Origin of the sequence: Legionella sp. km535 (genome assembly GCF_003990085.1) — a bacterium.
Lineage (GTDB): Bacteria > Pseudomonadota > Gammaproteobacteria > Legionellales > Legionellaceae > Legionella > Legionella moravica.
This window is the reverse complement of the sequence record NZ_RZGU01000011.1, coordinates 99977-113822: the sequence shown is the minus strand read 5'-3', so window position 1 is coordinate 113822 and position 13846 is coordinate 99977. Positions and strand designations below refer to the sequence as shown.

Here is a 13846-nt window from a genome sequence, read left to right as displayed (position 1 = left end):
GTGAGATTTTTGGTGAAGGTTGTTTTCATGTCGGACAGGATTACGATCATGCAGCATTAATTTATCAACATGGTGATACTCCCGATCATTTTTATCAAGCATTTATATGGGCTTTAAAAGCCTCGGAACTTGGCGTCGTTGATGCAAAACAATTCTCTGCCCTAGCCATTGATCGATACCTAAACAGCATAGGCAAAAAACAATTATTCGGTAGCCAGGCAATGAAATTTAATGGGTGTTTTTGTATGGTACCTGTTGAGCCCACATTCCCAGATGCCACTCGACAAAACTATGCAGGGTTTAGTCTTATAGATAAATATAATTGGATAGCTTCTTTAAATGAAAATAAAAACTGTTCAAATACAGAATGTGATTTATATTTATTAGACAGTCCTCAAGGTACTATCCCAGGTTTTTGGTAATTAACTTACTAAAATGAAATTGGCCGTGTTACATGTTGCCAATTGTAAGTGCTTGTTATTATTTAGTGTCCCGCCAGTGTCCCTTGCTAAGTATTGTTTATCGAGCTTGATTGCCAAAACCCTTAGTGCGCTTGGCTCCCCTTAGTAAGTATATTCCGAACTCAAAGGCGGGAGGAAGTGGTTAATTTTGGCCAATGTTATTCGTCAAGTACGATGCTTTCTAACTCACCAAAATTACTTATCAACTGACTGGGCTTTGCTTGTTTGAGTCTGTCACTTGAATTAAATCCCCAACTAACAGCGATTGAGTTTATTTTGACTGCCTGAGCTGCCTCAACATCTCTCACTTCGTCACCTACGTAATAAGTCTCTGTAGGATTGAAAGCTTTTTGTTTGATAAGTTTATTTAAACATCGTTTTTTTCCAAATAATGGTTTATTGCAATAAATAAAATCAAACAGGTTAAGAATATGATGCTTTCTTAAAACAAATTCTATTGCTTCATGTGAATTACTACTTATCAGTCCAATTTTATGGTTTAAGCTGAGTTGCTTTAAAATCATTGGCCACTCTGGAAAAATATTAATTTCATCAGCACGTTCATGAGTTATTTTTCGAAGTTTTCTAACAAATAGCGCTACCCGCCAAAACGGCACTTCCAAATATTTCAGCACTTCACGCACATGCATATCTTTTAAAGTAAGTAATTCAGCCGTGCTTAATTGCTTGCAGCCAAGATATTCCGCATGATTCATCAGAATACTACATGCTAAAGAAAAACTATCGGCTATTGTGCCATCAAAATCAAAAATGTAATTGGCCATCTACTTCACTTCATCGTCAAGATTTAGGTTTACCACTATAATTTCAGTGGCTTGCTCAGCATTTAATTCTGCCGTATTAATTTTAAGCTCAAACTCATCTATACATTCAAAGGCAGGTAATATGTTTCTTGGATTTATTGAGCTTTACCGAATCACATAATACCTAAATAAGCCAAAATTTATCTGCTTTAACAAATTTTATTTTATTATTAATAATCAAAAGATTGTGATTCTTTGATAGAGTTAGTAAGATTCAAAGATACATTAAACATTATCCCTTCGATAGCCGCTTTAACCCATAGTGGCACTGGACTACCTATCATAAGTCCTTTATGGAATTAACCCCAGGCTCGTTAATTTATTGAACAATACTTAGAGCAAATATGAATAAAATTAAGCTTCCAGATGTACAAGATAAATTTATGTGGGATATATGGATGTCGATGTATCATCTACCTATCCTTACTGTTGCAGATGAATTAGCTTTGTTTGAGCATTTAATAATTGGGAGCTTAAGTCTAATAGAATTAGCTGAAGAACTACGTTTAAGTTGTAGATCGATTGAAATATTAGCTAAAGACCATTAGTCTGCTTTGGTTTACTTCATCAAAATAATAATAAGTTTAGTCTAACTTCAACAGCTAAAGCCTACCTGCTTCCAGAAAGCCCCTTTTACTGGGGATCAATACTTGAAGCACAACGAAAACGAGATGAACACAAGAAAATTATTGAAGCGATAAGAGCAGGCTCAAATCAATTACATTTTGAGGGAAAAACATTCACTGATATGTGGAAGGATGGTTCAATTACATCAGAAGCAGCAAGTAATTTTACAAAAAAAATGCATGCTACAATTTTGGCACCATCCGTAGGAGCTATTAAGAGTGGTTTGTTTAAATCCACAAAAAGACTTTTAGATGTCGGTGGCGGTTCTGGTTGTTTTAGCATCACATTTATTCAAGAGTACCCTGAAAGTGAAGCCGCAGTTTTTGAACTTCCTGCTGTTTGCGATGAAACTAAAAAATATATATCAGAATCTAAATTATTAGAGAAAATAGCCATTCATCCAGGTAATTTTTTCAATGAAGAACACTGGCCTACTGGTTTTGACGGAATATTATTAAGCCAAATCGTGCACGATTGGCCATTAGAGTACTGTAAGGACATTCTCAAGCATGCATACAATTCAATGCTGCCAGGTGCAAAAATTTACATACACGAAATGTTATTAGATGATGATAAAATATCGCCACTAACTACAAAGCAAAACTAAATCGCCCATATGAACATCTCGTTATTATTGGACCATCCAAAAATATTACATATTCGAAACATCTTAGTTTTTGTGATTATTCATTGCTTCAAAAACAAACAATCATCGGGTCTTTGTTAAAAAATATCTCTAATACGCCAGATTCTTTTCTAGGAACTGGTGACGGTAAGAATATTACAAATCAGATAAATTCAAATTTAATCGAGTTTTTTAAAAAATACTGCGCTTAAAATCTTATGAGTAATTTGAGTCATATAACGAGATATGCTTATTGAAAATAAAAGATAAATAGTTTGGGATAAAATAAATGTCTTATCAATTTGAACTGGTTACTGACAGCAAGGTGCTAGAAAAACAAAATAGAGTGATTAGTGAAGGGATACGCCGATACAATGAATCATTCGCAGGTGGGCAACCACAGAGATTTTCCATCTATGCAAAAAATGAGAACAATGAGATAGTTGCAGGTGCCACTGTCTACTCATTTCCCACATCAGTATATGTAGATGTGCTTTGGGTTGATGAACGTCACAGGGGGGCGGGCCTGGGTACTATGTTGCTTAAACAAGTAGAAATAGAGGCGGTTAAACATAACATCTATGAATCCACCTTAGATACTTTTAGCTTTCAAGCGGAACAGTTTTATATTAAGCAAGGTTATAAACCTATCGGGACTATAAAAAATTATTTAAACGGTCATGATAGAATTTTTTTAAGAAAACATCTTGATCCTGTAAATTGTTCTGTGTAACTGTCCTGTTGGATTTTTTTATTGGATATCTAAAAAAAAGGAATTAATAAACTGGTTATTTCTAAACTGGGCGAGTGCGCTTCATCAACACCGTACCATTGATTAAAAAGACGACATATTGTTATTAAATAACGGAACACAATCTGTATAATGGAGTATTAATGAGTAAAATCTCTTTTATCATACAACAAAAATCTGCTTTATCTTTGGTTGATTGGGATAGTCTAATAAACGAACAAGACCCCGAGATAATTTTAGTGCTTATTAGTGAAAGAGGCAGTATTGATTCACTAAGCACGCAGGCTAAAAAAAGATTCACTGCCATTATTGAATTAGAACAATTTGAGTTTGTCCACGCAAAACAGGAAATGGATAAAATATTTGCTCAATATTATCAAATGGGCGATCAAACCAACATAGCTACCTTACATGAATTTCAATTAGAGCTCGTTGCTCAATTAAGAGATCATTATAGAGAGATCTTTAATATACAAGGACCGGGTATAGATGTTATTCAAAATTTTCGTAATAAATTATTGATGAAAAAACATTTGGGGCCTAAGGGGATTAAACTACCAAATTACACTGAATTTGATTCTGAAGCCTATAAACATAATCCTGAAACCTACCTGCAATCAATTGAACAGCTACTGGGATTTCCAATGTTTGCTAAGCCTGTTGATAGCGCTGGCAGTCTTAATACAGCGTTTATTCAGGATACTGAAGCATTAAGAGCGTGGAGTGATAAAGCATCAGAGAGTAGCGATGTTTATGAAATTGATGAGTTTATCGATGGAACTTTATTTCACTGTGATTCAGTGGTTAAAAATGGTCAGGTACAGTTTACTCTGGTTAGTCAGTACTTACATCCCAATGCGGATGCTCTTTCAGGAAAAGCATTGGCAACAATGACCCTGAATCCAGGTGCAGAAGACTATAAGCGTTTAAAACAATTTGCTGAGGAAGCATTAAGCCATTTTCCAATACTTCCTGATGGAGTGACGCATTTAGAGGTATTTAAAAAAACGTCGAATAATGAACTGGTTTTTCTGGAAGTTGCAGCACGAGCTCCAGGGGGCGTTGCGCCGGAAATGTATCAAATTCGAACTGGAGTGGATATACGTCAGCTTCATCTGCGTTTACATTTAGGTTTGAGTATTGAAGACTCCATTAAACAGTTCCATGACCAAAGTAAATGGGGGCCTTTTGCAAGTATGTATCAGTTAGTAGCCCCTTATCATGGAGGGACTATTTCTAAACTAAAGCCGCCTGTATTTCATGGTGGCGGTTATAAAATCGAATGGCGTTGTCGTGAAAATGACATCATTAAACCAGCCTCTTCAATAGCAAACGTGATTGTCTCCACGGTTTTTTGGAATGATGACTATGACGCTCTTGAGCAAGATTTTAGGTTGCTCGATCAACAACAAATAGTAGAAATCATCCCAACTCAAGTGTTTTTTTTACAAGAACATTTTAATCGTTTAGAAACCTTAGGTTGCACCTCAACTTCTTATTCCCCAACATTTTTTAGTAAAAGAAATTTGGCAATTGGTGCTGCATCAATGTTTTCTCAAATAAATGCTCAAGCTGCTAACACTTTGGGACCAAATTTATCTGTTACAACAGAAGTTGATCCCGTAATGTTTTTGGGATTATTAGTGAGTTCAGTTGCTATTGTTGTTTTAATTGTATATGCGTTATATAAAGTTTCACCAACCCAAAACGATGCGAATAAAGATGAGGAACATCTGGTTCCGGCACAAAGGTTTTTATAGCTGACTGATGAATTACTTAGAATGAAGCTGCTTTTAATTCGACCCTTAGTCTACGTTCAGTGCATAAAGCAATGAACGTGGGCTAATGGAGCTATTGTCAATAGACCCCAATTTTTGCACTAATTTTTTGCACAAAGTAATATCATTAATAATTTCTTAATGTGCGTTTGATAATCTATAAATAAACAGCCCAATAAATATATAAATAAACCAATAACTACAAAAATAGACCATAATTATATTGGGGAATCGATATTTATTCTTTTTCGGGTGGTCCTTATGAAAATTACAGTATTTCAAGCCCTAACAATTTTGGCTCAAAAATATCGCAACGACGAAAGCAACACAGAAACTTATTACAAGATTAAATCTCTTTATTTATCTGGTGTTCGATCTCCCAAAGATGCTGAGACACTGGATCAATTGCTTCAAGACGATACGTTATCAAATTATGAGATAACTGATGACAGAGCGGCTATTAATGATGATCCTGTTCGTCGTTATTTTGAAAGTCAATTAAGTCACGAAACCTTATCAGATTCTCTTGATTCCTTAGATAGCAGAAGATTAAAGAGACATTTTGAGAGTATGTTTATTAGACTGGGTGAATCCACAAAACAATATCTTTTGCAATATGTCTATGGCGTTACCAAAAGGAGCATCGAAAACTTGTCCGGGACACAAAAGGAATATGGAGAAGGAATTCTTGCTTTAAAAGATCCAACCAGTTTTCAATCTCTAAAACCTGAAACAGGTAAAGGTAAAAAATCACCAGAAGAGATATTGCAAGAAAGAAAAGATAAAATGACGCTTCTGGCCCAGTGTTCTCAGGTAGCCATGTCAGTAGTTAATAATAAAAAGAATAATAGTCGTTATCCTCTTAATTTGTATTCTAAAAAAGATTATGTTTTTGACCCGCCAAATCGCGGTAGAGTAGCCAGAAAAGACACTGTTACTGGTCATGTACAAACGGTTCGTTCCAACACTCTGGGCATTATGAGATCCTATATGCCATTAAGACGAGATGATGAATTGCATTCTGAAACGCCAGCTCGCTATGGTAGGCCAGCAGATAACAGTACTTATATGGATGATGGGAAAGAACATCTGATCCCTGATAGAACATTTGCTACGAAAGTAGCTCCTTTTGTTAACTCCATTTCTGGAACTATGTTAATACAAGTGAGAGCCATGGCTCAATTGTTTAGAGACAAAAAATACGTGTATGAAGCAAAAGGTAAAGATGCTAATGAGATTGAAGAACAATTAAGAAATTATTTCAAATCCTTTATATCTTATATGACGTTCTATTATGGCGGCCATAGTTTAAATGAATTTATCAGTGTTTTAGAGCTACCAGAAGTGCAAGATGAATTTAAAAACTTGCCAGGGTTTAATTCTCTTACATTGGAACAATTGTTCAAGATTGAAAATGATGATGCTTTTGAACGCGCTGTAGAGAAGACGATTGACTATAATACAGCGATTTTACAAAGAAAAGAATTGCATGAGGAATTACTCGAACCTAATTTAGTTCGGGAACTTAAAGAAGGAGAGGATGAGTTAACTGTACGCGCAAGAAGTCGCTTGAAATCCTTTCAAAATCGCTTGGGTAAAGCAACGAGCCTTGATCGAAGGAATAAGGTGATTGACGAAGCTTATATTCAATACATTACACCGAGAAATGAAGATACTGAAAGTCAAGAAGAGGCTAACGACCGAGTAAAAAAAGCAGAAGGTGTTTTAGTAGAAAAATTCAACATAAAATTGGATCACATCACTGATAAGCAAGCAAGAAGTTATCAAGCCTTCACTCATATAATGTCAAAAATGACTGAACGTCAAGAGCAGTTAAGACAAGATTTATACAATGGGAGTGGGACACTTGCACACCGGTTGGATCACGCCTGGGAAATTTATAAAGACGATAATCGCACTGAGGACGACAGACTTATCGCACAAAACTACATGATTTTTGTACTCGATTTAAAAGATCAGGATATCCTGGAAAGTTTAAACGAAACCTTGGAAAGATTAATGTTGGAGAGAGAATTACGTAAAAATGATAATCCTGATTTTATTCCTGGCAAATCTCCAATTGTTCTTAGTGAAAAAATTAAATCAGATCTAAAACAAACCGAAAAAACAGGCGTTACTCATATTGAAGAAGTCGATAAATTAATTCAAAAGAAAGATATATTGGATGTTAATCCAAATTCAAAATTAAAGGATAAAGGTCAATTAAAATTGAAACATGGAAGAGTAAACCTTCAAAAAACGGAATTTTTCAATCCTGAAGAACGTGACATGCTGAGGGCTGTAATTAGACAAGGTGCGTTCTATAACGCTGGTGGTGAGGTACTTGATACTCAAAAAAGCATCTCCCATGGCAAGGAAGGATTTGCTGCATTTACACTAAATGTGAATGGTGAATTATCTATTTTTCAACATATTGACCATGATAAAACAGGTATTGCTCATTCATCAATGAACGCAGGAGTTCCCGTGGTTTCAGCCGGTGAAATTGAAATTAAAAATGGCAAGTTAATTTCCATAACGGAGCATAGCGGGCATTATAGACCAAGTCTTTATAGCATGTATAAAACGTTAGATTATTTCAGAAAACAAGGCGTGGATATCTCTGATGTTAAGGTACTAACTTTTTCTTCCAGTAAAATTATTGAAAGACATTTAAAAATAGATGTATCACAAAGCAAACAGTTTGGTCGCTTTCGTGAGATCAATGCGGGTGATTTGTGTAACTCATATCTTGCTCGCCTGAAATTAATAGTCCAATCAGCTAAAATGGATCTTGAGGCTTATCAATCCTCTTCATTTATGAAATTTTTATATAAATTAAAAGATTATATTACAGGTTCAACACTGACTAAGGATAGAGAGGAGATAGCCAAAAAATTATCTGAAGGTTTGGTTGATTTATCACAAGAAATCAATTCGGCAAATACTTTAGAGAGTATGAAAGCGGTTAATGAGAAAATCAATAAACTCATCGATACGGCATATCAAGAAAATGTGACATTGAATTCTAAGCACGGTAAAGAAAAGTCTCACGGTAATTTTGCTCAGCGTATCAATTTCTTCCGCCAACAATTAGGAGAAATGAGTGGTCGAGTTGAATCTGCCATTAAAGTCATAGAGCAGGGCTCCGGACAAAGTGAAGAAGAAATTCTATCTTCTAGTGATAAATTAAAAGGTATGGGCAGAAAATAATCATATTATCAGAGTCTGTTGATAATTACTCCCTTCACCTACGTTCAGGCGTTGACCGTGGAATTGCAAATTTAGCCTGGTTGCGAGCAACTGAATCTTTTACACATCTTCACAAACCAGTCCGGTTTTACTTTATGGTTCCCGCGGTCTTCGCCGCGGGATTTCGAAATGCTGCATGCACTCACATATCATGCGAATTCCCGCGGCTGTGACCGTGGGATCCCATGTTTTAGCACAGCCATCCTGGTTCTGCGATCAAATCCGTTGGTCGTGGGCTATATGCGATCAAGAGACAGTTGCTCCAATTAAAAAGTCTGAAAGAAGGAAAAAATCCAGAGGACCTTCAAAAATTAATAAATTATAACAATCAGTTTGGCGTGGAATGTTATGGAGGCTGTAATGGGAAACGCTAATCTATTGATTAATGAATTTAAAGGTTTTATGCTGCTTGTTTGTAAGGTTAAAAATGGTCAGGTACAGTTTTTCCTGGCTAGTCAGTACTTACATGCCAATGCGGATGGTCTTTTTGGAAATGCATTGGCACTAATGACTCTAAATTCAAGTTTTAGTGCTCTCTCAAAAAAGAACCGAGCACGAGTAATGTCTGGTGATGATTCAAAAGATTATGCTTTAAACAAATACCTTATCTAAAGGATTTGCCAATAAGCGCGTCTTCATTATGAAAACGGTCTTCATCTTGCTCAGCGTATCCAGATAAAGCGGTTACTAAAGGTCGTGTGATTAGACTTATCGCAGATTTAACAAAGCTGGCTATAGCGATAATAATTGCTGCAGCTGAGAGAATTAGATAGCCAGCAGCAATATCCAGATGGTCTTCACGATCATTGCGTTTAATCCCCATTTCAATGGCTAATGCTTGAGCACTTTCCCATATTGCGGTTCCTAAACTGGCAATTGAGGCAATGATGCCAAGGGCTGGAAGGCCTGTAGCTCCAACGACTTCATCAAAATAGTCATGTCCATCACGAAGGGGATCAAACATCTTAAGGCGTTTGATGGCCTCGTCACCTATATATTCCAAAGCAACGTCCAGATCGTCTATATTCTTTAATTTAATAAATTTTTGTTGAAAATGAATGATCATAAAATCGAGATGATCGGAATAATTTTCAAAAAAATTCTTTTTCGGATCTGGTGTTTTTTGGTTAACAAAAATTTTAGTGTTTGAGAAAAAATTATGAATTTTAGGCATTAAGTACTCCTGCAAGAACCTTGGTTTTACTACCCAGACAAGTTTAATCTTAAATCATTAAGGCAATATTAAGACTCTTTCGGTTTGAATGAATTCATTTGGAAAGTCGAGAACTAAAATGACTTTCCATCAGGAATATACCGTTATCTGAACTATGAGCGATTGAGCAATGCCATTAACTCATCAATTGCTCAAATATTTTTTGTAAGGTTGTGGCGTTTTCATAGTGAATGACCAATGAGCCTTTTCCTGCTTTACCTGGTTTTAACTTGACTTGAGTCTGCAGGTGTTGTGCCAAATCACTTATTTTTTCTTTATAGAGCGGAGCAGGTTCTTCATCTGTTTTTTGCTCTATTGTTCCTGCTTTAACTCGCTCGACCAGTTTTTCAGTTTCTCGCACAGATAGATTTTTCGCGATGATTAATTGCGCAACCTGACTTTGCTGCTCTTCATCCAGCATGAGTAAGGCGCGAGCGTGTCCCATGTCGATATCACCATGCTCCAGTAGTTTTTTTACCGAGGATGAAAGAGAGAGCAGGCGGAGAAAATTACTGACTGCGGTTCTCGATTTACACAGTAAATCGGCAACTTGTTGGTGGGTCAGCGCAAACTCACTGGTAAGCCGGTGCATGGCTCTTGCTTGATCCATGGCATTTAAATCTTCACGTTGCAGGTTTTCCACCAAAGCCATCGCCATAGCGGTTTCATCATCAACCTGCTTCAGTACGACAGGTACTTCGGTAAGTCCAGCAATTTGGCTGGCGCGCCAGCGCCGTTCTCCAGCAATGATTTCATAGCGGCCATTACTTAATTCACGCACCAATAAAGGTTGTAATAAGCCCTGCTTTTTTATCGATTCAGCCAACTCAAGCAGTGGTGCTTGTTCCATTTCCCCACGAGGTTGATATTTTCCAGGCTGTAGACAGTTAACTGCTAATTTAAGGTTATCAGTTTGTGGTTTATCATTAAGCAGAGTCGTGCCAGATTGACTTAATAAGGCGGATAAGTTACGTCCTAAGCTACTGCGTTTTACTGTCATAAATTACCCCAAATTAGCCTGCTACGGTTTGTTTGCTAATCACTTCAGAGGCAAGCACCATATATGCTGCCGCGCCTGGTGATGATTTATCATAGTGTAAAGCCGGTAATCCGTGACTGGGTGCTTCAGCCAGTCGAACATTACGCGGAATTACTGTCCTATAGATTTTTGCCGGGAAGTGCTCTAATAATTGCTTGGAAACTTCAGCGCACAAGCGGTTTCGAGCGTCGTACATCGTACGAAGAACCCCTTCAAGATGTAAACGAGGATTTACTGAAGATTTTACCTGTTCAATAGTCGATAATAACGCGGCCAAACCTTCCAGGGCATAATATTCACATTGCATGGGAATTAACACTGAATCCGCAGCGACAAAGGCATTTATTGTTAATGTATTTAAAGCGGGTGGGCAATCAATCAGTATAAAATCGTAATTGCTTTTTATTGGTTGCAGGGCTTTATATAAAAAAGTTTCTCGATGGTTGCGCTCCATCAGGCTGACTTCAGCTACGGTTAAATCGCCATTACCCGGGATTAAGTCATAACCACAGACCGTTGAAAGACTGGCTTGTTCTGCAAGACAGTCATGTAACAATACATCATTTGTGGTATGAACCAACTGATTTTTATCAACGCCGCTACCCATAGTGGCGTTACCCTGAGGGTCTAAATCAATAAGCAATATTTGCTGACGATTCGCAGCTAAAGACGCTGCTAAATTAATGGCAGTAGTGGTTTTACCCACTCCACCTTTTTGATTGGCAATGGCTATGACTTTCGCCATAATTATTCCTTGGTTGTGTTATCTATAATGACACAGCAGCGTTCACCATCAACACCGTCAACGGTATACTTCTCGACTTGGTATGTTTGGTGAATCATGTTTAATTCAGTATCTGGATATCGTCCTTTCATTGCCAGCCAAATTCCATTATTGGCAATAAGGTGCTTCGTCCAGTAAATCATTTGTTCCAGGCTGCTGAATGCTCTACTTGTTACTGTATCAAAACCTTGAGCTGGGTGGTAGTTTTCGACTCGAAATTGTACAACTTCCAGATTTTTTAAGTCAAGTTGGCGTTTTACTTCAGTTAAAAACCGGATTTTTTTCCCATTGCTGTCCAGAAGGACAAAATGCTTATCCGGATTGGCTATAGCCAAAGGAATACCGGGTAATCCTGCGCCAGTTCCGACATCCAGAATACGGTTGCCTTTTAGCCAGGGCAAAATCGCCAGGCTATCTAGTAAATGTTTGCTGATCATCGCCTCAGGCTCGCGAACCGCAGTCAGATTATATGCTGTATTCCACTTTTTTAACAAAAGCAAATACTGCCATAATGGGTCACACAGTGTATTTAGACCAAATTGTTTCAGTCCATTATCCAGTATGTCTTTAAGAATTAAATCATCATTCATGCGCTTAGCCGATTTTTTTTCAAATGTACTAATAAGAGCGACAAAGCAGCAGGAGTAACTCCTGAAATACGACCTGCCTGGGCTAACGAAGTGGGTTTTATTTTAGCCAATTTTTGCATTACTTCGCTTGATAGCCCGGTAACAGTAGTGTAATCGAGATGCTCAGGTAACGCTGTGTGTTCGTATTTACGTAATTTTTCAATATCCTGTTCTTGCCTTTCAATGTATCCGGCGTACTTGTTTTGAATTTCAATTTGCTCAGTAACATCAGCAGGTAATTGAGGCAAGTTCAAATCTTGAAGCATTAATAAATGCTGGTAATTGATTTCCGGGCGTTTTAAAAATTCGGACGCTCGATTATCATGCTGCATGGGTTTATCAAGAATATCTTTTAATGCGTCATAATGACCGACACGAACCCAGGTTTCATGCAATAACGACTGAGTCGTTTCAATTGACTCTCTTTTGCTGGAAAAGCGTTCCCAACGGGCGTCACCGACCAATCCCAACTCACGACCTTTGGCTGTTAAACGCAAATCTGCATTATCTTCACGAAGAAGCAAGCGATACTCTGCTCGAGAGGTAAACATTCTGTAGGGCTCTTGAGTTCCGCAAGTAACCAGGTCGTCAATCAGCACGCCAATATAAGCTTCATCACGGCGTGGACACCACAAATCTTTTCCTTGTACTTGCAGGGCCGCGTTCATCCCGGCAATGATTCCTTGAGCTGCTGCTTCCTCATAACCGGTAGTGCCATTAATTTGTCCTGCAAAAAATAAATTGGGTACTGCTTTGGTTTGCAGAAACGAAGTCAGTCCACGGGGATCAAAATAATCATATTCTATGGCATATCCTGGCCGGGTAATGTGCGCGTTTTCAAATCCTTTTATCGTTCTTACAAATTGAACCTGGACTTCAAAAGGCAAACTGGTTGAAATGCCATTCGGATAGATTTCTTCGGTAGTCAATCCTTCTGGTTCGACAAAAATCTGATGGGATAGTTTATCAGCAAAGCGAACTACCTTGTCTTCGATTGAAGGGCAATACCGTGGCCCAACCCCTTCAATAACCCCCGCATACATCGGTGATTGATGCAGGTTGTTACGAATGATGTCATGAGTTGCTTCTGTAGTGTGTGTTATATGGCAAGGTACTTGTTCTGGATGATCACTGACTGAGCCCATGTAGGAAAATACGGGTAATGGACTGTCACCAGGCTGCACGGTCATCTGACTGAAATCAAGTGAACGCCGGTCTATTCGCGGAGGAGTTCCCGTTTTCAAACGACCAACAGGAAGTTCCAGGTCACGCAGGCTGTTTGCTAACTCAATGGATGGAGGATCACCTGCACGACCACCTGCGTATTGACTCATTCCAACATGAATTTTTCCGCCTAAAAAGGTCCCTACGGTGAGTACCACTGCACGAGCGCGTAGGGTAAGGCCCATTTGGGTTACCACACCGGCAACTTTCCCGCTTTCAATTAGTAAATCGTCAACAGCCTGTTGAAACAGGGTCAGATTGGGCTGGTTTTGTAATTGTTCTCGAATTGCTTGTCTGTAAAGAACCCGATCAGCCTGAGCTCGTGTGGCACGAACGGCTGGTCCCTTGGACGCATTGAGTATGCGGAATTGAATTCCTGCTTTGTCAGCAGCCTTGGCCATTGCTCCATCCAGAGCATCAATTTCTTTAACCAGATGCCCTTTACCAATTCCGCCAATGGCTGGATTACACGACATCTGACCGAGCAAGTCCATATTATGTGTGAGTAACAAGGTTTGCATGCCCATACGAGCTGCTGCAAGAGCTGCCTCTGTTCCCGCATGTCCGCCACCGACTACAATGACATCATATAACTGTTGAAGATTCATGTCTGACCATTTATTGTGTAACAAAAAGAGC

13 protein-coding genes are annotated in these 13846 nt (G+C 38.2%); 7 read left to right on the top strand and 6 right to left on the bottom strand.

Annotated elements, in window-relative coordinates:
- A partial coding sequence (locus ELY21_RS15595) for a hypothetical protein (RefSeq protein ID WP_199741675.1) occupies positions 1 to 422 on the top strand: 422 nt, incomplete at its 5' end.
- Positions 423 to 619: 197 nt separating this feature from the next.
- Here ELY21_RS15595 and ELY21_RS08225 read toward each other — a convergent pair.
- Positions 620 to 1246: an HAD-IA family hydrolase gene (locus ELY21_RS08225; protein ID WP_127108586.1), complete on the bottom strand. Its 627-nt coding sequence runs from the start codon at positions 1244 to 1246 to the stop codon at positions 620 to 622.
- Between the two features lie 383 nt (positions 1247 to 1629).
- Between ELY21_RS08225 and ELY21_RS08220 the strand changes: the two genes are divergently transcribed.
- From ELY21_RS08220 to ELY21_RS08195, 6 genes are all read left to right on the top strand, one after another.
- Positions 1630 to 1833 carry a hypothetical protein gene (locus tag ELY21_RS08220; RefSeq protein ID WP_127108585.1) on the top strand — a complete coding sequence of 68 codons (204 nt, stop codon included), beginning with the start codon at positions 1630 to 1632 and terminating at the stop codon, positions 1831 to 1833.
- A gap of 65 nt (positions 1834 to 1898) precedes the next feature.
- Positions 1899 to 2519 (top strand): methyltransferase, encoded by a 621-nt coding sequence (locus ELY21_RS08215; protein WP_127108584.1) that lies wholly within the window; start codon positions 1899 to 1901, stop codon positions 2517 to 2519.
- Positions 2520 to 2826: 307 nt separating this feature from the next.
- Positions 2827 to 3270, top strand: a complete 444-nt coding sequence (locus ELY21_RS08210; RefSeq protein WP_127108583.1) for an N-acetyltransferase — start codon at positions 2827 to 2829, stop codon at positions 3268 to 3270.
- Between the two features lie 161 nt (positions 3271 to 3431).
- Positions 3432 to 5048 (top strand): acetyl-CoA carboxylase biotin carboxylase subunit family protein, encoded by a 1617-nt coding sequence (locus tag ELY21_RS08205; protein WP_127108582.1) that lies wholly within the window; start codon positions 3432 to 3434, stop codon positions 5046 to 5048.
- Between the two features lie 279 nt (positions 5049 to 5327).
- Positions 5328 to 8279 carry a hypothetical protein gene (locus ELY21_RS08200; RefSeq protein WP_127108581.1) on the top strand — a complete coding sequence of 984 codons (2952 nt, stop codon included), beginning with the start codon at positions 5328 to 5330 and terminating at the stop codon, positions 8277 to 8279.
- Between the two features lie 399 nt (positions 8280 to 8678).
- Positions 8679 to 8930 carry a hypothetical protein gene (locus ELY21_RS08195; protein ID WP_127108580.1) on the top strand — a complete coding sequence of 84 codons (252 nt, stop codon included), beginning with the start codon at positions 8679 to 8681 and terminating at the stop codon, positions 8928 to 8930.
- On the opposite strand, the gene ELY21_RS08190 is transcribed toward ELY21_RS08195, so the two are convergent.
- From ELY21_RS08190 to mnmG, 5 genes are all read right to left on the bottom strand, one after another.
- The gene (locus ELY21_RS08190) at positions 8923 to 9492 is read right to left on the bottom strand and encodes a hypothetical protein (protein WP_127108579.1); all 570 of its coding nucleotides are present in this window, start codon (positions 9490 to 9492) and stop codon (positions 8923 to 8925) included. The two genes, ELY21_RS08195 and ELY21_RS08190, sit on opposite strands and share 8 nt — an antisense overlap.
- Positions 9493 to 9667: 175 nt before the next feature.
- Entirely contained in the window at positions 9668 to 10531 is an 864-nt protein-coding gene (locus ELY21_RS08185) for a ParB/RepB/Spo0J family partition protein (protein ID WP_127108578.1), read from the bottom strand.
- Between the two features lie 13 nt (positions 10532 to 10544).
- Positions 10545 to 11315 (bottom strand): ParA family protein, encoded by a 771-nt coding sequence (locus tag ELY21_RS08180; protein WP_028382812.1) that lies wholly within the window; start codon positions 11313 to 11315, stop codon positions 10545 to 10547.
- 2 nt (positions 11316 to 11317) lie between these two features.
- Positions 11318 to 11944 carry a 16S rRNA (guanine(527)-N(7))-methyltransferase RsmG gene (gene rsmG, locus ELY21_RS08175; RefSeq protein WP_127108576.1) on the bottom strand — a complete coding sequence of 209 codons (627 nt, stop codon included), beginning with the start codon at positions 11942 to 11944 and terminating at the stop codon, positions 11318 to 11320.
- Positions 11941 to 13815, bottom strand: coding sequence for a tRNA uridine-5-carboxymethylaminomethyl(34) synthesis enzyme MnmG (mnmG, locus tag ELY21_RS08170; RefSeq protein WP_127108574.1), 1875 nt, complete (start codon positions 13813 to 13815; stop codon positions 11941 to 11943). Before mnmG ends, rsmG begins: the two co-directional genes overlap by 4 nt.
- Positions 13816 to 13846: the final 31 nt, after the last annotated feature.

What these genes read in the sequence shown, in the direction of transcription:
- ELY21_RS08225 (WP_127108586.1), bottom strand. Translation starts at nt 1,246, where the DNA reads ATGGCCAATTACATTTTTGATTTTGATGGCACAATAGCCGATAGTTTT.
- ELY21_RS08220 (WP_127108585.1), top strand. Translation starts at nt 1,630, where the DNA reads ATGAATAAAATTAAGCTTCCAGATGTACAAGATAAATTTATGTGGGAT.
- ELY21_RS08210 (WP_127108583.1), top strand. Translation starts at nt 2,827, where the DNA reads ATGTCTTATCAATTTGAACTGGTTACTGACAGCAAGGTGCTAGAAAAA.
- ELY21_RS08205 (WP_127108582.1), top strand. Translation starts at nt 3,432, where the DNA reads ATGAGTAAAATCTCTTTTATCATACAACAAAAATCTGCTTTATCTTTG.
- ELY21_RS08200 (WP_127108581.1), top strand. Translation starts at nt 5,328, where the DNA reads ATGAAAATTACAGTATTTCAAGCCCTAACAATTTTGGCTCAAAAATAT.
- ELY21_RS08195 (WP_127108580.1), top strand. Translation starts at nt 8,679, where the DNA reads ATGGGAAACGCTAATCTATTGATTAATGAATTTAAAGGTTTTATGCTG.
- ELY21_RS08190 (WP_127108579.1), bottom strand. Translation starts at nt 9,492, where the DNA reads ATGCCTAAAATTCATAATTTTTTCTCAAACACTAAAATTTTTGTTAAC.
- ELY21_RS08185 (WP_127108578.1), bottom strand. Translation starts at nt 10,531, where the DNA reads ATGACAGTAAAACGCAGTAGCTTAGGACGTAACTTATCCGCCTTATTA.
- ELY21_RS08180 (WP_028382812.1), bottom strand. Translation starts at nt 11,315, where the DNA reads ATGGCGAAAGTCATAGCCATTGCCAATCAAAAAGGTGGAGTGGGTAAA.
- rsmG (WP_127108576.1), bottom strand. Translation starts at nt 11,944, where the DNA reads ATGAATGATGATTTAATTCTTAAAGACATACTGGATAATGGACTGAAA.
- mnmG (WP_127108574.1), bottom strand. Translation starts at nt 13,815, where the DNA reads ATGAATCTTCAACAGTTATATGATGTCATTGTAGTCGGTGGCGGACAT.